A 19,083-nucleotide genomic window follows, 5' to 3' on the forward strand; every position below is an offset into this window, starting at 1 on the left:
GGAGGGATGCTCGACGCGCGCACCAGAGAGGGGCTGAGTGCCGCGCAGGTGGCGGAGCGCCAGGCGGACGGCCGGGTGAACCTCCAGCGCCAGGTGGGCTCGCGCTCGTTCGGCGACATCCTGCGCGAGAACATCTTCACGCTGTTCAACGGCATCCTCACCGTCTGCTTCATCGCCGTCCTGCTGCTCGGCGACCTCCGCGACGGCTTCTTCTACGGCGTCGTCGTCGTCAACGCGCTGATCGGCATCGTGCAGGAGATCCGCGCCAAGCGGGTGCTCGACAAGGCCGCGCTGCTCGCCGCGCCCGAGAGCCGGGTGCGCCGCGGCGGCGAGGTCGTGACCATCGGACTGCAGGAGGTCGTGCTCGACGACCTGCTCGTCCTGCGGCCGGGCGATCAGATCCCCGCCGACGCGGTGGTGGCCGAGAGCACCGGTCTCTCGCTCGACGAGTCGTTGCTGACGGGGGAGGCCGACCCGGTCTTCAAAGACGAGGGCGAGCAGTTGCTCTCGGGCTCGCACGTCGCGACCGGGACAGGGTACGCGGTCGTGACCGCTGTCGGCGCCGACTCCTACGCCAGCAAGCTCACCAGCGAGATCAAACGGCACTCGCTCGTGCGCTCCGAGCTGCGCGACGCCACCAACCGCATCCTCGTCTACCTGTCGTGGATCCTCGGACCGGTCATCCTGGTGACCCTGATCGGCCGCGTGCTGGCGTACGGCGGCTTCGCCGAGCTCTTCACCGACACGCGCTGGAGACGCGCCCTGCTCGACGCGGTCGCCGCCGTCGTCGGAATGATCCCGGAGGGGCTGGTGCTGCTCACGAGCCTGGCGTTCGGCGTCGCGGCGATCCAACTGGCCGCGCGCAAGGTGCTCGTGCAGGAGCTCGCCGCCGTGGAGGTGCTCGCCCGCGTCGACGTGCTCTGCCTCGACAAGACGGGCACCCTCACCACCGGTGAGCTGGAGCTGGAGGGGACGGAGCCGATCGGCGACGTGCCGGCCGAGCTCGCGGAGACGGCGCTCGCCGCGTTCGGTGCCGACGACACCGGCAACGCGACCTCGGGGATCCTGTCCACCCGGTTCCGCAGCGACCGATTCCGGATCGAGCGGCGGATCCCGTTCAGCTCGGCGACCAAGTACAGCGCGCTCGCCATGCGGGTCGACGGCGCGGAGACTTCTTGGGTGCTCGGCGCGCCCGAGCGGGTGCTGGCCGACCACGCGGAGGCGCTGCAGCGCGCGAACGCGATCGCCGCGACCGGCCGCCGCACGCTCGCCCTCGCCCGGGCGGTCGACCCCTTGCCGCACGGCACGCACGTTCCGCTCACCGGTGTGCGGGTGGAGCCGGCGCTGCTGGTGATCCTGGGGGAGAACCTGCGGACGGAGGCCCCGGAGACGCTCGGCTACTTCAGCGAGCAGGCGGTGCGCGTCGTCGTGATGTCGGGGGACAACCCGGTCACGGTGGAGGCCATCGCCCGTGCCCTGAACATGGAGGGCGACGCGATCGACGCCTCCACCCTGACGACCGACGAGGCGCTCGCCGACGCTCTCGGCCGCGCCAGCATCTTCGGCCGGGTCAGCCCGGAGCAGAAGCGCACGGCCGTCGGCCTGCTGCAGCGCGAGGGCCGCACCGTCGCGATGACCGGCGACGGCGTCAACGACGCCATGGCGATCAAGGACGCCGACCTCGGGATCGCGATGGGGACCGCGACGGCGGCCACCAAGGCGGTCTCGCGGCTGGTGCTGCTCGACAACCGTTTCGACCGGCTCCCGGACGTGCTCTCCTCCGGCCGCCGGGTGATCGCCAACGTCGAGCGCGTCTCGAACATCTTCCTGGCCAAGACGGTCTACGGCATCCTGCTCGCGCTGGTGAGCGCGGTCGTGCTGTGGCCGTTCCCGTTCCTGCCGCGGCAGCTGACCCTCGTCTCGACGCTCGCCATCGGCATCCCCTCGTTCTTCCTCGCGCTCGCGCCCAACAAGCGCATTTACACGCCGGGCGTCCTCCCGCGGATCCTGCGCTACTCCATCCCGACCGGTGCGATCGCCGGTCTCACGGCGGTCGTGGCGTATGCGCCGCTGCACCGCGCGCTCCCGCTGCACGAGGCACGCAGCGTGACGACGGTCGCCCTGTTCTGCGTCTCGCTCTGGATCCTGTGCGTGCTCACGCGACCGCTCACCACCTGGCGCTGGTTCCTGCTCGGCGGGGTGGCGGCCGCGTTCGTGCTGGTGTGCGTGATCCCGGCGACGGCGACGTTCTTCGAGATGCACCTCTCCCTCGACGCCGCGCTGGCCTGGGGGATCGCCGTCGGGGCCGTCGGCTCGGTGGGGATCGAGCTCTTCTACCGGTTCGCCCGGCGGCGCGGCCTGGTGTTCGACCGGATCTGAACGTGCTAGTTTTTATCTTGACGTCAAGATACTTTCCTGGGCTGAACACTTAGGCTTACCTTGCTGGAAACACGCTTCGACGCACGACCAAGATGGACACGGCTCGCGGTGAATCGCCTGCCGACGAAGGAGAAGGCACAGTGTCAGCTACGACTGATTCAGAGTTCGGCAGTTTCGGTGCGAAGAGCACCCTGACGGTCGGGTCGAAGGACTACACGATCTTCAAGATCGACACGGTCGACGGCTACCAGAAGCTCCCGTTCAGCCTCAAGGTGCTGCTGGAGAACCTGCTGCGCACCGAAGACGGCGCGAACATCACCGCGGACCACATCAAGGCGCTCGGCAGCTGGGACCCGCAGGCCGAGCCGGACACCGAGATCCAGTTCACGCCCGCCCGCGTGATCATGCAGGACTTCACCGGCGTGCCCTGCATCGTCGACCTCGCCACCATGCGCGAGGCCGTGTCGTCGCTCGGCGGCGACCCGAACAAGATCAACCCGCTCGCGCCGGCCGAGATGGTCATCGACCACTCCGTCATCGCCGACCTGTTCGGCACCGAGAACGCACTCGAGCGCAACACCGACATCGAGTACGAGCGCAACGGGGAGCGCTACCAGTTCCTGCGCTGGGGCCAGACCGCGTTCGACGACTTCAAGGTCGTCCCGCCGGGCACCGGCATCGTCCACCAGGTCAACATCGAGTACCTCGCCCGCGTCACGATGACCCGTGAGGTCGGCGGCGAGCTCCAGGCCTACCCCGACACCTGCGTCGGCACCGACTCGCACACCACCATGGTCAACGGCCTCGGCGTGCTCGGCTGGGGCGTCGGCGGCATCGAGGCCGAGGCGGCCATGCTGGGCCAGCCGGTCTCCATGCTCATCCCCAAGGTCGTCGGCTTCAAGCTGACCGGTGCGATCCCGACCGGTGTGACCGCGACGGACGTCGTGCTCACGATCACCCAGATGCTGCGCAAGCACGGTGTGGTCGGCAAGTTCGTCGAGTTCTACGGCGCCGGTGTCGCGGAGGTCCCGCTGGCCAACCGCGCCACCATCGGCAACATGAGCCCGGAGTTCGGCTCGACCGCCGCCATGTTCCCGATCGACGACGTCACGCTCGACTACCTGCGCCTCACCGGCCGCAGCGAGGAGCAGGTCGCCCTGGTCGAGGCGTACTCGAAGGCCCAGAGCCTGTGGCACGACCCGGCGACCGAGCCGGTCTTCTCCGAGTACCTCGAGCTCGACCTGTCGACGGTCGTCCCGTCGATCGCCGGCCCGAAGCGTCCGCAGGACCGCATCGAGCTGAGCTCGGCGAAGGACCAGTTCGAGAAGGACCTGGTCGACTACGCGGAGATCTCGCACGACCTGGTCGACCTGACCATCTCGGAGTCGTTCCCGGCATCGGACCCCGGCGAGCTGCAGCCGGAGGACTCCTACAGCCACCACGTGCACACGCACCACAGCCACGCGCCGAAGACGGCCTCCAACCCCACCCCGGTGAAGCTGGAGAACGGCGCCGACTTCGTGATCGACCACGGAGCCGTCGCCATCGCGGCGATCACCTCGTGCACGAACACCTCGAACCCGTCGGTCATGCTGGCGGCGGGCCTGCTCGCCCGCAACGCGGCGGCGAAGGGCCTGAAGGCCAAGCCGTGGGTCAAGACCACGCTGGCGCCGGGATCGAAGGTCGTGACGGATTACTACGAGAAGGCCGGTCTGACCAAAGACCTGGAGGCCCTCGGCTTCTACACGGTCGGCTACGGCTGCACCACCTGCATCGGCAACTCGGGCCCGCTGCTCGAGGAGATCTCGCAGGCCGTCAACGACAGCGACCTCGCCGTCACCGCCGTGCTCTCGGGCAACCGCAACTTCGAAGGCCGCATCAACCCCGACGTCAAGATGAACTACCTGGCGAGCCCGCCGCTGGTCATCGCGTACGCCCTGGCGGGAACGATGAACTTCGACTTCGAGGTCGACCCGCTGGGCACCGACTCCGAGGGCAACGACATCTTCCTGAAGGACATCTGGCCGGACGCCGCCGAGGTGCAGCAGACGATCGACTCCTCCATCAACGAGGGCATGTTCGTCCACCAGTACTCCTCGGTCTTCGAGGGCGACGAGCGCTGGAAGTCGCTCGCCACCCCGACCGGCTCGGTGTTCGAGTGGGACCAGAAGTCGACCTACGTGCGCAAGCCTCCGTACTTCGACGGCATGACGCTGGAGACCACCCCGGTCTCCGACATCACCGGCGCCCGCGTGCTGGCGAAGCTCGGCGACTCGGTCACCACCGACCACATCTCGCCCGCCGGCTCCATCAAGGCGGACAGCCCGGCAGGCCAGTACCTCACCGAGCACGGCATCGATCGCAAGGACTTCAACTCGTACGGCTCGCGCCGCGGCAACCACGAGGTGATGATCCGCGGAACGTTCGCGAACATCCGTCTGCGCAACCAGCTCCTCGACGGCGTCGAGGGTGGATACACGCGTGACTTCACGCAGCCCGACGGTCCGCAGTCGTTCATCTACGACGCGTCGCAGAACTACCAGGCGCAGGGCACTCCGCTCGTCGTCCTGGGCGGCAAGGAGTACGGCTCCGGCTCGTCGCGCGACTGGGCGGCCAAGGGCACGAGCCTCCTGGGCGTCCGAGCGGTCATCACCGAGAGCTTCGAGCGCATCCACCGGTCGAACCTGATCGGCATGGGCGTCGTCCCGCTCCAGTTCCCGGCCGGTGAGAGCATCGAGTCGCTGGGCCTGGACGGCACCGAGTCGTTCTCGATCACGGGTCTCGAGGAGCTCAACGAGGGCCGCACGCCCAAGACCGTGCGCGTCGTCGCCGAGCCCACCGAGCACTCGCCCGCGGGCAAGAAGGTCGTCGAGTTCGACGCGGTGGTCCGGATCGACACCCCGGGTGAGGCCGACTACTACCGCAACGGCGGCATCCTGCAGTACGTGCTGCGGAGCCTCGTGTAACCAGACCGTTGTCAAGGGGAGGCTCGGGATCGTCGGTTCCGAGCCTCCTCTGATTCACACGGTTCTACACTGAAATCCATGAGCATCCTCGAAACCATCCACGGGCCGCGTGATCTCGACCGGCTCACGGACAAGGAGCTCGACCAGCTCGCCGCCGAAGTGCGCGCCTTCCTGGTCGCCAACGTCGCCAAGACGGGCGGTCACCTCGGGCCGAACCTCGGCGTCGTCGAGACGACGATCGCCATCCACCGGGTCTTCGACTCGCCGCGCGACGCGATCGTGTTCGACACCGGTCACCAGTCGTACGTGCACAAGCTGCTGACCGGGCGCCAGGACTTCTCGCACCTGCGGCAGCGGGGCGGCCTCGCCGGTTACCCGCAGCGCTCCGAGTCCGAGCACGACATCGTGGAGAGCTCGCACGCCTCGTCGTCGCTGAGCTGGGCCGACGGCATCTCGCGCGCGTTCGGCATGACCGGGCAGGACGACCGGCACGTCGTCGCGGTCGTCGGCGACGGCGCGCTCACCGGCGGGATGACGTGGGAGGCGCTCAACAACATCTCCGACGACAACAACCGCCGTCTGATCATCGTCGTCAACGACAACGGGCGCTCCTACGCGCCGACCATCGGCGGCATGGCGCGATTCCTCAACACCGTGCGCACGCGCCGCGGCTATCGCAACCTGTACCTGAGCAGCCGCAAGGCGTTCGACAAGCTCGGCTCGCCGGGCCAGTCGTTCTACCGGGGCATCCGGGGCGGACTCCACGGCTTCCTGAGCCGGTTCTCGAACAACGAGGCGCTGTACTCGAACCTCGACATCAAGTACATCGGCCCGGTGCACGGTCACGACATCCAAGCGATGGAGGAGGCGCTCCGCCAGGCGAAGAACTACGGCGCGCCGGTCATCGTGCACGCGATCACGCAGAAGGGCCGCGGCTACGAGCCGGCTCTGCGCGACGCCGCCGACCAGTTCCATGCGGTGGACAAGATCGACCCAGAGACCGGCGAGCCCCTCGACAGCACGAAGAAGCACACGTGGACGGGCGTGTTCGCCGACGAGATCGTGACGCTCGCCGAGCAGAACCCGAAGCTCGTCGGCATCACCGCCGCTATGCTGCGGCCGACGGGCCTCCACAAGTTCGCCGAGCGGTTCCCCGACCGCGTGCACGACGTCGGCATCGCCGAGCAGCACGCGGCGACGAGCGCCGCCGGTCTCGCGTACGGCGGCCTCCACCCGGTCGTCGCGATCTACGCCACGTTCATCAACCGCGCATTCGACCAGGTGCTGATGGATGTCGCCCTGCACAAGGCGGGCGTGACCTTCGTTCTCGACCGGGCCGGCGTCACCGGGCCCGACGGCCCCAGCCACCACGGCATCTGGGATCTGGCGATCCTGCAAGTGGTGCCGAACATCCGGCTCGCTGCGCCGCGCGACGGCACCCGCTTCCGCGAGGAGCTGGCGGAGGCCGTGGCGGTGGACGACGCGCCGACGGTGCTGCGGTTCCCGAAGGGGAGCGTGCAACCGGACATCCCCGCCATCCGCCGACTGGACGACGGCGTGGATGTGCTGCGCGAGTCGGACGCCCACGATGTGCTGCTGGTGACGGTCGGCCCGATGGCCGACCTCGGGCTCAAGGTCGCAGACCGGCTGGCCGCGCAGGGCATCGGCGCGACGGTCGTGGACCCGCGCTGGGTCGTCCCCGTGCCGCGCAGCATCCTGAGCCTGGCCGCCGATCACCGCATCGTCGTCACCATCGAGGACGGCATCCGGGTCGGCGGGATCGGGACGCGGGTGCGCCAGGACCTGCGGGAGGCCGGGATCGACACCGCTGTCGACGAGCTCGGCCTGCCCGACGCGTTCATCGACCACGCGACGCGCGACCAGATCCTCGACGACGCGGGGCTCACGCCGCAGAAGATCGCGCGCGACCTGGTGGCCCAGGTGCTCGGCAGCCGCATCCCGATCGCGCGCCCGCTGCCGTTGGACGAACCCGCCGCGGAGGGCGTCGACGCCAAGAAGCGCCGAGCGTAGCGCTCTTCGCGCTATGGGCTCCGGGCTCCGGAGCGGAGCTCAGGCGAAGCGGTACACGTGCTCGACGCTGCCGGACGGGAACGTCTTGGTGCTGGACAGGACGAGCGGACGGCTCGCCTCCGCGACCGGGAGCAACGGCTTGCCCGCGCCCACGAGCACGGGCACGTAGGTCACGTGCAGCTCGTCGATCAGCCCGCGGTCGGCGAACTGCGCGGCCAGCGCGCCTCCGCCGACCAGCCAGACGTCGCGGTCGTCCGCGGCCTCCCGCACCTCGGCGTCGAGCTGGTCGACGTCACCGGCGAAGAACGTGATCGAGGCGCCCTCGAGGGTCGGCAGCGCCCGGTGGGTGACGACCCAGGTCGGGATCTCGGCGTAGGGCCACTCGCCCTGCGCCAGCAGGAACTCGTACGTCGTGGCGCCCATCACGAGCGCGCCGATGCCGGACAGGAACGCCTGATAGTGCTCGTCGAACTCCTCGAAGCCGAACTGCTCGAGCCATTCGATGCGGTCGTGGAGATCGGCGATGAAGCCGTCGATGGAGGACGCGACGTAGTACTTGGTGAGGGCCATGCCGCGACGGTACCAGCAGGGTCGGACAGAGGGTTATCGTGACGGTATGGCATTGATGAAGATCACCCTGGGAACGGAGAAGCTCGAGGTCTCGCGGCTCGGCCTCGGCTGCATGGGCATGAGCGCGTTCTACACCGGAGCCGGGACCGACGATGCGGGCTCGATCCGCACCATCCATCGCGCGATGGACCTCGGGGTCACGTTCTTCGACACCGCCGAGATCTACGGTCCTTACACGAACGAGGAGCTCCTGGCCCGCGCCTTCGCCGGCGGACGCCGCGACCAGGTGGTCATCGCGACCAAGTTCGGCACCATCCTGCACCGGTCGAAGGGCGAGCGCGGTCTGGACGGGTCGCCGGAGAACGTCCGCCTGTCGGTGGAGGGTTCGCTGCGTCGCCTGCAGACCGACCGCATCGACCTGTATTACCAGCACCGGATGGATCCGGGCACGCCGATCGATGAGACCGTGGGCGCGCTGAAGGAGCTCATCGAGGAGGGCAAGATCCGGCACTACGGCCTCTCGGAGGCCGCGCCGGAGACGATCGTCCGCGCGAACGCGGTGCATCCGGTCACCGCCGTGCAGACCGAGTACTCGCTGTGGACGCGCGACCCCGAGTCGGAGGTGCTGCCCACGGTGCGCGAGCTCGGCATCGGCTTCGTGCCGTACTCGCCTCTCGGCCGCGGCTTCCTCACCGGATCGATCCGCTCGCTCGACCAGCTCGCCGACGACGACTTCCGCCGGTTCAACCCGCGGTTCGAGGGCGACAACCTGGAGGCCAACATCCGGATCGTCGAGGAGGTCGACGCCGTGGCCCGGGAGGCCGGCGCCGCGCCGGGGCAGGTCGCCCTCGCCTGGCTGCTGTCGAAGGGCGACGACTTGGCGCCCATCCCCGGCACACGTCGCGTCGAGAACCTGGAGCAGAACGTGGCAGCCGCCGACCTCGACCTGACGCCCGAGCAGCTCGCCCGCCTGGACAAGGTCGCCGCACCGGTCGGCGACCGTTACGCGGACATGGGCCCGCTCAACAAGTAGGCCTCACAGGGGACGCGACACGCCGCGACGATCCGGTCGAAGCGGCGTGTTGCGTCCCCTGTGCGTTGTCACGCGCGGAAGCGCAGCCGCAGCGTGCAAGCCTCCGGCCGAAGCGCGAACTCGGGCCACACGTCCGGCCCGCAGGCGCGCGAGCCCAGGCCATGCTGAGCGGCGTCGACGAACAGATAGGTCGTGTCGGAGGCCGGGAGCTCGTGCGGATGCGCGGCGGCTGCTACCTGCTGGGGCGTGTGCCGCGACAACGCGAAGCCCGGGAGGCGGCCTCGACCGTCCGGGATCGCGGTAAAAGCGAAGGCGCCCAGGTCGACGTCCCGCACGGCCGAACGGTGGCCAGTCTCCTGCGGGCGCGCGTACTCGACGTTCAGTTCGTCGATCGAGTCGCGGAACCGGCCGACGTACGCGGCGCGCGTGCTGTCGGGGTACGACTCCAGCGGGCCGGTGCCGAACCACTCGGCGGTATCGATCGGGTGCGCGTCGTCCGGGAGGTCGAAGCGCACGCCGATCCGCGGCCACACGCTCGGCCAGCCCGTGGACGGCTCGATCTCGACGCGCAGCTCCAGCTCGCCGTCGATCGCCGTCCAGCGCGTCTCGACCGTGACGGAGTGCACCGAGTTCGCCGCAGAGACGCGCGTGATCGTACGCAGTGCGCCGGGCGCCTCCTCCACGCGCTCCAGACGATGCGTGAGCCGGTCGAGGCCCTGCTCGCGCCAGAGGCGAGCGCTCGAGACGCCGGCGATACTGCCGTCGCTGTACGCGGGGTCGCTGTAGGCGGCTCCCTCATCGTTGTCGGTCGGAGCCCGGAAGAGCTCGAGCCGCGGACCGGCGACCGGGCGCCCCGCCAGACGGACCAGCCGGCCGCGTGCGAAGGAGGCGGGACCGAGGTCGAGCGTGCCGTCGCCGTCCTGCCATGCAGCAGCGGTGGCCGCGACAGGGCGACGACGCGGCAGGCGGGCCGGCGTGCGGTCGAGCTGGGCTCGCGCGACCACGTGTCCGGCGGGCGCCCACGGCTCATCGCCAGCGAGCACGGCCTCCACGGTGAACCAGGTCTCAGCCGCGTCCGCGATCGGGACGACCGGCAACGGGACGCGCGCCGAGTCCCCGGCCGCGACCGTCGGCGCGTCCAGGACGCCTGCCGCGACCTCCCGGCCGTCGTGCTCGACCCGCCAGCGCAGTGCCAGGTCGGCGGTGGTGGAGCTGTGCCGGCGGTTCGTCACGACGACCTCGTCGCCGTCGTCGGCGAAGGCGAACGCGACCGGCTGCGCGACCGCGGCGAACTCGTGGAGGCCGGGCGTCGGTACGTCGTTCGACAGCACCATCCCGTCCATCACGAAGTTGCCGTCGTGGACGATCTCGCCGAAGTCGCCGCCGTACGCGTAGAACGGCGTGCCGTCGGCCGTGCGGGTCAGGATGCCGTGGTCGCGCCATTCCCAGACGAAGCCGCCGTGCAGTCGCGGGTGGGCGTCCACGAGGGCCTCGTACTGGTCGAGCGCGCCAGGACCGTTGCCCATCGCGTGCGCGTACTCGCACAGGATGAAGGGCTTCGTGCGCTGGCGCGCGCCCTGCGCCGGCGTGCAGTTCAGCAGCGGAGCGAGTGAGCCGTCCGTGCCGATCTGCTCGGTCTCCGGCACCGAGGAGTACATGCGCGAGTACACGTCCGTGTACTCGCCGGTATAGTCGCCCTCGTAGTGGACGGGACGCCCCGTGTCGCGATCGTGCACCCACGCCGACATCGCCGCCAGATTGGCGCCGGTGCCCGACTCGTTCCCGAGCGACCACATCACGATGGCGGGGTGGTTCTTGTCGCGCTCCACGGTGCGGCGGATCCGGTCGAGGTAGGCCTCGCGCCAGCGCGGATCGTCGCTCGGGTTGTCCCGCCACCCGGCCTTCTCGAAGCCGTGCGTCTCGAGGTCGCACTCCAGGATGACCCAGAACCCCAGCTCGTCGGCCAGGTCGAGCAGCCGTGGATGCGGGGGATAGTGGCTGGTGCGGATCGCGTTGACGTTGAACTGCTTCATCCGCACCAGATCGGCCCTGGCGTGCTGCTCGTCGAAGACCCGGCCGCGCTCGGGATGCGTCTCGTGCCGGTTCATGCCGTGGAAGACGACCCGGCGCCTGTTGACGAGGAAACGGTCGCCCCGGATCTCCACCGTGCGGAAACCGAGCCGGAGCGACACGGTCTCTCCGTGGGAGGCGACGGTCGCGTCGTAGAGCCGGGGGGACTCGGCGGTCCACGGTTCGACGGCCCCGACCTCCACCGGGGCGACATCGGCCGGCGTCGCCCAGACGACCTCGACATCGAGTTCGGGGATGCGGAGCGTGACCGGAAAGGCGTCATCCGCGGCGATCAGCTCGGGGTCGACCGTCCCGCGGGCATCGGCGAAGGATGTGCGAAGCCAGACGTCGTCCAGGCCGCCCACGGGCCGCGCGGTCAGCGTGACATCGCGGAAGATCCCGGGCAGCCACCACTGGTCCTGGTCCTCCAGGTAGCTCGCGGGCGACCACTGGTGAACTCGAACGGAGAGCAGGTTGCTGCCGGCGTGCACCAGGTCGGTGACGTCGAACTCGTGGGCGAGCCGGCTCCCGCTGGCGGAACCGACCTCCGTGCCGTTGACCCACACCCGGTACAGCGACTCGACGCCGTCGAAGCGCAGCACGAAACGCGCGTCGCGCGGCCAATCGGCCGGGAGGTCGAAGCGGCGACGGTAGTCGCCCGTGGGGTTCTCGTCGGGCACGAAGGGCGGCTCGATCGGGAACGGGAACTGCACGTTGGTGTAGATCGGTCGCCCGTAGCGCCCATCGCCGTGCAGCACCCAGTGCGCGGGAACGGGCAGGAGGTCCCACGCGTCGTCGTCGAGGCCCGGCGACGCGACGTCGTCGGGGAGGTCGGCGCTGGGGGAGAGCCGGAACCTCCACTCGCCGTTCAGCGAGAGCGACGGCGCATCGGAGTGCAGCCACGAGCGCGGAGCGCGCAGGGCGCCGCGGCCGGGGGTCGTATCGGAGAGGAGGGCGGGAGACGGCACGGGTGCTCCTAAGGGGTCATCGTCATCGGTTCGTCCGGGCGTCGTGCTGGGATAGCATCGACCGTAGCCGAAACCCGTTCGACTGACCTAATTTGGAGGCTCCGTGGTGGAACGCGACGACAGCGCCGGAGGCTCCCGCCGCCGCGGCCCCTACGCGAAGTCGGCCGAGCGTCGGCAGCAGATCGTCGACGAGGCGTACCGCGCCTTCGCGACGCGGGGCTATCACGGCACCTCGCTGCGCGAGATCGCCGCCGCGGCCGGCATCGGCCTGAGCACGCTCCAGCACCACTTCGGCGGCAAGGAGGACCTGCTCGTCGCGGTGCTGGCCCGCCGCGACGAGCTGGGCGGCGACCCCGACGCGGGCGACGGTGACGGCCGCACGGCGTTCGCCGGCCTGCCGTTCGCCGACGCCATCGCCGCCCAGGCAGAACGCAACGAACGCATCCCCGGACTCATCGCCCTCTACAGCGTGCTCGTAGCCGAAGCGGCCTCCGACGACCACCCGGCGCACGGCTACTTCCTCCACCGCTACGCGTCGATGCGAGAGACGTATCGGACCGAATTCACGGCGCTCGCCGACGCGGGCCGGCTGCGCGCCGGCGTCGATCCAGCGCTCGCCGCGGCGACCGTGGTCGCGCTGTGGGAGGGCATCCAGCTGCAGTGGCTCTACAGCCCGGAGCGCATCCACGCCGCCGAGGCGCTGCGCGGGTACCTCGATCTGGTCGTCGTGCCCGGAGCGGGCGCCCCCTAGAAGTCGACCGCGTCGCGCTGCAACGGGCACGTCATGCAGTGACCGCCGCCGCGGCCGCGGCCGAGCTCGGCGCCGACGATCGGGATGACCTCAACACCCGCCTTGCGCAGCGCGTCGTTCGTAGCGGTGTTGCGGTCGTAGGCGTACACGACGCCCGGCCGCAGGGCCACCGCGTTGTTGCCGCTGTCCCACTGCTGCCGTTCGGTCTCGTAGTTGTCGCCGGCCGTCTCGATCACTCGGAGGCGGGGGAGGCCCAGCGCCGACGCGACGACATCGACGAAGGCGCGGTCGCCCTCGTCCCGCACGTCGACCCCGGAGCGGTCGTCGCCCGGACGCAGCGTGAACGTGTGCACGCGGTCCATGATCTCCGGGTAGAGCGTCACCAGGTCGCGATCGGCGAAGGTGAAGACGGTGTCGAGGTGCATGGCCGACCGCAGCTTGGGCATACCGGCGACGATGACCTGCTCGGCCGCGCCCGCCTCGAACAGAGCCGCCGCGGTCTGCGTGATCGCCTGCCGGGAGGTGCGCTCGCTCATCCCGATCAGCACGGCGCCGTTGCCGACCGGCATCACGTCGCCGCCCTCCAGCGTCGCCTGGCCCCAGTCGAGTTCCGGGTCGCCCCACCACACCGTCGCCCCCGTGAAGGCGGGGTGGAACCGGTAGATCGCCTTCATGAGCAGCGTCTCGTCGTGGCGTGCCGGCCAGTACAGCGGGTTCAGCGTCACACCGCCGTAGATCCAGCACGTCGTGTCGCGGGTGTAGAGCGTGTTCGGCAGCGGCGGCATCAGGTACTCGCGGATGCCGGTGGACTCCCGGGCGAGCGCGATGTAGTCGGTGCGGTAATCGTCGGGGAGGTCGACGGTCGAGAGTCCGCCGATGAGGAATTCGGCCAGCCGATCGGTCGGAAGGGACTCCAGGAATGCGCGGGTGCCCTCCACCAGCCCGAGCCCGACCTGATTCGGGACGACCTTGCGATCGAGCAACCACGCCCGGGCCTCCGGCTGGGCCATGGTCTCGGCGAGGACCTCGTGGAGTTCGAGAACCTCCACGCCGTTGGAGCGCAGGTCGGCGACGAAAGCGGCGTGGTCGCGCTTCGCGTTCTCGACCCACAGCACGTCGTCGAAGAGCAGCTCGTCGGCGTTCGAAGGCGTGAGTCGGTGGTGCGCGAGCCCGGGGGAGGCCACGAGCACGCGTCGCAGTTGCCCGACCTCCGAGTGCACGCCGACGTTCGTCTCTGTCATGAGCTGCCTTTCTTCTCGCGATCGCTTCGATGTGTCCGTGATTCCCGCATCGTCACAGGTGGATCCAGCCCGCCGAGAGAGCGACGATGCCCCCTAGCGCGCCCAGTACCGAGACGGCCAGGATCACGAGCTCGCGACCGCTGAACCAGCGGCGCCCCTGCTCGCGACGGACCATCACGAACAGGATGGTCGCCGGCGCGTAGATGATGAACGACAGCAGGACGAACGTCAGCCCGGCCGCGAACAGCAGGAACGCCGTGTAGATCGTCGCGAGCACCGCGACCACGAGGTCGCGCCCCCAGCCGTGCGGATCGTCCCGGTAGGTCTCGCGAGTGACCACGAGCTTGAGCGCATAGAGAGCCGCCAGGAGGAACGGGATGAGCGTCAGCGCGCTCGTGAGATCGAGAGCGAGATTGAGCGCGTCGTTCGCGAAGTAGATGATGACGAGCACGGCCTGCACGAACAGCGCGGTCAGCAGCAGGGCCGGGACGGGCACGTCCTGGTCGTTCGACTTGGCGAGGAAGCGCGGCATGTCGTGGTCCTTCGCCGCGACGAAGAGCACTTCGGCCGCCATCAGCGACCAGGCGAGGTAGGCGCCGAGCACGGACACGATGAGGCCGATGCTCACGAACCACGCGCCCCACGGCCCGACTGCGGCCTCCAGCACCCCGGCCATCGACGGTTGGCGCAGCTTGGCGATCTCGCCCATCGGCAGGACGCCGTAGGACACGATCGTCACCGACGCGAAGACGGCGAACACGCTGAGGAAGCCGAGGATGGTGGCACGCCCGACGTCCTCCCGGCGCTTCGCGTGCCGGGAGTAGGTGCTCGCGCCCTCCACGCCCAGGAACACGAAGACCGTCACCAGCATGGTGTTGCGCACCTGGTCGAACAGTGAGCCGGCGTAGTCGGCCCCTCCCCAGTTCGCCGCGAAGACGTCGGGCTTGAACACGAACAGCGCCAGGAGGATGAATACGAGGATCGGGACCATCTTGGCGACTGTGACGATACGGTTGATCGCCGCAGCCTCCTTGATGCCGCGGCGGATGAGCAGGAAGAACCCCCACAGCGCCGCCGACGAGATCGCGATGGCGATGATCGTGTCGCCGTCGCCGAACGCCGGGACGACGGCGCCGATGGTCGACATGATGAAGACCCAGTAGAAGACCAGGCCGACGGAGGCGCTGGCCCAGTAGCCGAACGCCGAGAAGAAGCCGAGGTACTCGCCGAAGCCGGCTTTGGCGTACGCGTAGACACCGGCGTCGAGCGTGGGCTTGCGATTGGCGAGCAGCTGGAATACGAATGCGAGCATCAGCATGCCGACGCCCGCGATCGTCCACGCGATGAGTGCGCCGGCGACGCCCGTCTCCTGTGCGAAACGTCGCGGGAGCGAGAAGACCCCCGCGCCGACCATGCCGCCGACGACCATGCCGGTCATCGTGATCAGTGAGAGCTTGACGGGCGCCGACTGCTGAGGTGTGGTGGTCTTCTGATCTGTCACGCGCGGCCCCGTCCGTCGAGTGCATGGCTGATATGTGAACGCTAACGAGGGGGTTTCCCGCCGGTCAAGACCCGTCGCGGGTGAAAGAACGAAACCGCCGAGTACGCGGATCCTCTGCGTACTCGGCGGTCTCGGCCGTACTCCGTGCGTTGCTCGCGGGCTAGGCGACGGCCTCCACGGGCGCCGTGACACCGCGGACGGGCGGGTGGTGGAACGTGTCGCCGAAGGCGCGCTCGGAGGCGCCGACCCGGTCGAGGTACGGCGTGATGCCGCCCATCTGGAACGGGAAGCCCGCGCCGAGGATCATGCACAGGTCGATGTCCTCCGGCGCCTCGACGACGTGGTCGTCGACGAGCATGCGGTGGATCTCGTCGGCCAGGCCGTCCTCGAGCCTGCGGAGGATCTCCTGCTCGGTCCACGGGTTCTTGCCGCCGACCAGGATCTTGGCCGCGCCCTTGTCGAGGCCCTTGATCTTGCCCTTGCCGTCCTTCTCCAGCAGCGTGCCGTACTCGGCCAGCCGGTGGAGGTTGTCGCTGCGGTAGAACCGGTCGGGGAAGGCCGCGTGGTGCGTGTCGAGCACGTGCGCCCCCACCTTGAGGCCCACCAGGTCGAGCAGCACCGAGGGCGCCATCGGGAGGCCGAGCGGCGCGAACGCCTTGTCGACGGTTTCGAACGGCGTGCCGTCGTCGACCGCGTGCATGGCCTCCCCGAGAACCTTCGCCAGCACCCGGTTCACAACGAAACCGGGGGTGTCGGCCGTGATCACCGCGTTCTTCTTGAGCGCGGCGGCGGTGACCATCGCCGTGGAGAGGGTCGCCTCGTCGGTGAGCGGCGTCTTCACGACCTCGATCAGCGGCATGACCGCCACCGGGGTGAAGAAGTGGAAGCCCACCAGGCGTTCCGGATGCTTCAGCTTCGCGCCGATCTGCTCGACCGAGAGCGAGGAGGTGTTGGTCGCGAGCACGGCCTCGTCGGAGAGGTACTGCTCGACCTCCGCGAACACGTTCTGCTTGACGGTCAGCTCCTCGAACACGGCCTCGATGACCCAGTCGCAGTCGGCGAAGTCGGCCTTGTCCGTCGTGCCGGTGACCAGCGCCCGCAGGCGGTTGGCCTCGTCGGGATTGATGCGGCCCTTCTCCTGCAGCTTGCCGATCTCGTCGTGGATGTACGCCACGCCCTTGTCGACGTGCGCCTGGTCGAGGTCGGTGATGACCACCGGCACCCGGAGGCGGCGGACGAACAGGAGCGCGAACTGGCTGGCCATGTAGCCGGCGCCGATCACGCCGATCTTGGTGACCTTCTTCGCGAGCTTCTTGTCCGGGGCCCCGGCCGGGCGCTTGGCGCGCTTCTGCACGAGGTTGAAGGCGTAGATGCTCGCCTGGAACTGGTCGCCCGAGATGAGCTCGGCGAGCGCGTCGTCCTCCAGCTCGAATCCGGCCGCACGGTCGTTGGACTTCGCGGCCTTGAGCAGCTCGAGCGCCTTGTAGGGCGACTTCGGGACGGTGCCGATGCGGCTCTCGAGCAGCTTGCGGGCGATGCCGATGGCGGCGTCCCACTTGACCATCCGCTCGACCTTGCCCGGCACGTTCGGGCGCTTGACCTCGATCGCGCCGGTGAGCACCTTGTCCGCCCACTTCAGCGAGTCCTCGAGGAAGTTCGCCGAGTCGAAGATCGCGTCGGCGATGCCGAGGTCGAAGACCTCCTGCGGCTTCAGCATCCGGTTCTGCTTGAGCGGGTTCTCGACGACGACCTTGAGGGCGTTCTCGATGCCGATCAGGTTCGGGAGGATTGTCGCGCCGCCCCAACCGGGGATCAGTCCCAGGAACACCTCGGGGAGCGCGAACGCGGCGGCGTTGCGGTCGATGGTGCGGTAGTCGGCGTTGAGGCCGATCTCCACGCCGCCGCCGAGCGCGAGCCCGTTGGTGAAGACGAACGACGGGACGCCGAAGGTCGCCTGCTTGCCGAGCACGTAGTGGCCGAGCTGGGGGAGCAGCTTGGCGACCTCCACGCTCGGGATGTCGCCCACTCTGCTGAGGTCGGCGCCGGCGGCGAGGATGAACGGCTTGCCGGTGACGGCGACCGCGTCGATCTCGCCGCGGGCGGCGCGATCGGTCAGCTCGTCGAAGGTCTTCCCGAGCTCCAGGAGGGTGGCCGGGCCCATCGTGTTCGGCCGGGTGTGGTCCCGGTCGTTGTCGAGGGTGACCAGCGCGAGGGTCTTGCCGCTGGGCAGCGGCACGTCTTTCACGTAGGAGTGGGTGACGACCTCGTCGGAGGTCAGCTCGACGAGCGGGGAGAAGTCGATGGTGCTGTAGTCGGTCACGATGCTTCTCAGCCCTTCCGCGCGGCGCGCTTGTCGAAGTTGGGGTTCTCCCAGATCACGGTGCCGCCCTGGCCGAGGCCGACGCACATCGCGGTCAGTCCGTAGCGGACCTCCGGGTGCTCCTCGAACTGGCGGGCGAGCTGGATCATCAGGCGGACGCCGCTGGCGGCCAGCGGGTGGCCGACCGCGATCGCGCCGCCCCACTTGTTGACGCGAGGGTCCTGATCGTCGATGCCGAAGTGGTCGAGGAACGACAGCACCTGGATGGCGAACGCCTCGTTCAGCTCGAACAGGCCGATGTCGTCGATCGTGAGGCCTGCCTTGCGCAGCGCCTTCTCGGTCGACGGCACCGGGCCGATGCCCATGATCTCCGGCTCGACGCCGGCGAACGCGAAGCTGACCATCCGCATCTTCGGCTTCAGGCCGAACTCCTTCACGGCGTCGGAGGATGCCAGCAGGCTGGCGGTGGCGCCATCGGTGAGCGGCGAGGCGTTGCCCGCGGTCACCCTCCCGTGCGGGCGGAACGGCGTCTTCAGCGTCGCGAGGCCCTCCATGGTGGTCTCCGGGCGCATTCCCTCGTCCTGGGTGGCGAGGCCCCAGCCCTGCTCGGAGCGGATCGCGACGGAGACCAGGTCGGGCTGCAGCTTGCCCGCCGCATACGCCGCCGCGGTCTTCTGCTGGCTGCCCAGCGCGAAGCGGTCGGACCGCTCCTTGGTGAGCGCGGGGAACCGGTCGTGGATGCGCTCAGCGGTCATGCCCATGTTGAGAGCGTCCTCGGCGACCATGCGCTCCGACAGGAAGCGCGGGTTCGGGTCGGCGCCGAAGCCCATCGGGTGGCGTCCCATGTGCTCGACGCCGCCGGCGATCACCAGGTCGTAGCTGCCGAACGCGATGCCGGAGCCGAGGGTGGTGACGCTGGTCATGGCGCCCGCGCACATGCGGTCGATCGCGAATCCGGGCACCGACTTCGGCAGCCCGGCCAGCAGCGCCGCCGTGCGGCCGAGGGTGAGTCCCTGGTCGCCCTGCTGCGTCGTCGCTGCGATGGCGACATCGTCGATGCGCTCCTTGGGCACGTTCGGATTCCGCTCGAGCAGGCCGATCATGGCCTTGACGACCAGGTCGTCCGCGCGGGTGTTCCAGTACTGCCCTTTTTCGCCCGCACGTCCAAACGGAGTACGGACTCCGTCGACGAACACGACTTCCGTTCTTTCGGCCACAGTGCCTCCCAATCAGGTCGACATCGATCCTAAGGA

Annotated in this window: 11 protein-coding genes; 5 read left to right on the plus strand and 6 right to left on the minus strand. The window is 69.3% G+C overall.

Annotated features, from left to right (window positions below; genetic code table 11):
* The first annotated feature begins 6 nt into the window (after positions 1–6).
* The 3 genes from ASF88_RS06685 to dxs all read left to right on the plus strand — a co-directional run bounded on the left by ASF88_RS06685 (position 7) and on the right by dxs (position 7,376).
* Entirely contained in the window at positions 7–2,379 is a 2,373-nt protein-coding gene (locus ASF88_RS06685; RefSeq protein WP_055915750.1) for a cation-translocating P-type ATPase, read from the plus strand.
* A 92-nt stretch (positions 2,380–2,471) separates the two neighbouring features.
* The gene (gene acnA, locus ASF88_RS06690) at positions 2,472–5,345 is read left to right on the plus strand and encodes an aconitate hydratase AcnA (RefSeq protein ID WP_235493306.1); all 2,874 of its coding nucleotides are present in this window, start codon (positions 2,472–2,474) and stop codon (positions 5,343–5,345) included.
* Between the two features lie 78 nt (positions 5,346–5,423).
* On the plus strand, positions 5,424–7,376 hold the full coding sequence (gene dxs, locus ASF88_RS06695; protein WP_055915754.1) for a 1-deoxy-D-xylulose-5-phosphate synthase: 1,953 nt from the start codon (positions 5,424–5,426) through the stop codon (positions 7,374–7,376).
* Between the two features lie 39 nt (positions 7,377–7,415).
* Here dxs and ASF88_RS06700 read toward each other — a convergent pair whose 3' ends face one another.
* Positions 7,416–7,946, minus strand: coding sequence for a dihydrofolate reductase family protein (locus tag ASF88_RS06700; protein WP_055915756.1), 531 nt, complete (start codon positions 7,944–7,946; stop codon positions 7,416–7,418).
* A 52-nt stretch (positions 7,947–7,998) separates the two neighbouring features.
* Between ASF88_RS06700 and ASF88_RS06705 the strand changes: the two genes are divergently transcribed.
* On the plus strand, positions 7,999–8,979 hold the full coding sequence (locus ASF88_RS06705) for an aldo/keto reductase (protein WP_157498281.1): 981 nt from the start codon (positions 7,999–8,001) through the stop codon (positions 8,977–8,979).
* A 68-nt stretch (positions 8,980–9,047) separates the two neighbouring features.
* Here ASF88_RS06705 and ASF88_RS06710 read toward each other — a convergent pair whose 3' ends face one another.
* Positions 9,048–12,017 (minus strand): glycoside hydrolase family 2 TIM barrel-domain containing protein, encoded by a 2,970-nt coding sequence (locus ASF88_RS06710; RefSeq protein ID WP_055915760.1) that lies wholly within the window; start codon positions 12,015–12,017, stop codon positions 9,048–9,050.
* A 106-nt stretch (positions 12,018–12,123) separates the two neighbouring features.
* On the opposite strand from ASF88_RS06710, the gene ASF88_RS06715 reads away from it, so the two are divergent.
* The gene (locus tag ASF88_RS06715) at positions 12,124–12,768 is read left to right on the plus strand and encodes a TetR/AcrR family transcriptional regulator (protein WP_055915762.1); all 645 of its coding nucleotides are present in this window, start codon (positions 12,124–12,126) and stop codon (positions 12,766–12,768) included.
* Here ASF88_RS06715 and ASF88_RS06720 read toward each other — a convergent pair.
* The 4 genes from ASF88_RS06720 to ASF88_RS06735 form a co-directional block, all read right to left on the minus strand.
* Positions 12,765–14,009: an arginine deiminase gene (locus ASF88_RS06720; protein WP_055915764.1), complete on the minus strand. Its 1,245-nt coding sequence runs from the start codon at positions 14,007–14,009 to the stop codon at positions 12,765–12,767. The two genes, ASF88_RS06715 and ASF88_RS06720, sit on opposite strands and share 4 nt — an antisense overlap.
* Positions 14,010–14,061: 52 nt before the next feature.
* Positions 14,062–15,510 (minus strand): basic amino acid/polyamine antiporter, encoded by a 1,449-nt coding sequence (locus ASF88_RS06725; protein WP_082518781.1) that lies wholly within the window; start codon positions 15,508–15,510, stop codon positions 14,062–14,064.
* Positions 15,511–15,670: 160 nt separating this feature from the next.
* Complete coding sequence (locus ASF88_RS06730) at positions 15,671–17,830, minus strand: 3-hydroxyacyl-CoA dehydrogenase NAD-binding domain-containing protein (RefSeq protein ID WP_055915766.1); 2,160 nt, start codon at positions 17,828–17,830, stop codon at positions 15,671–15,673.
* An 8-nt stretch (positions 17,831–17,838) separates the two neighbouring features.
* Entirely contained in the window at positions 17,839–19,047 is a 1,209-nt protein-coding gene (locus ASF88_RS06735; RefSeq protein ID WP_055915768.1) for a thiolase family protein, read from the minus strand.
* Positions 19,048–19,083: the final 36 nt, after the last annotated feature.

Source organism: Leifsonia sp. Leaf336 (genome assembly GCF_001423695.1).
Taxonomy (GTDB): Bacteria; Actinomycetota; Actinomycetes; order Actinomycetales; family Microbacteriaceae; genus Leifsonia.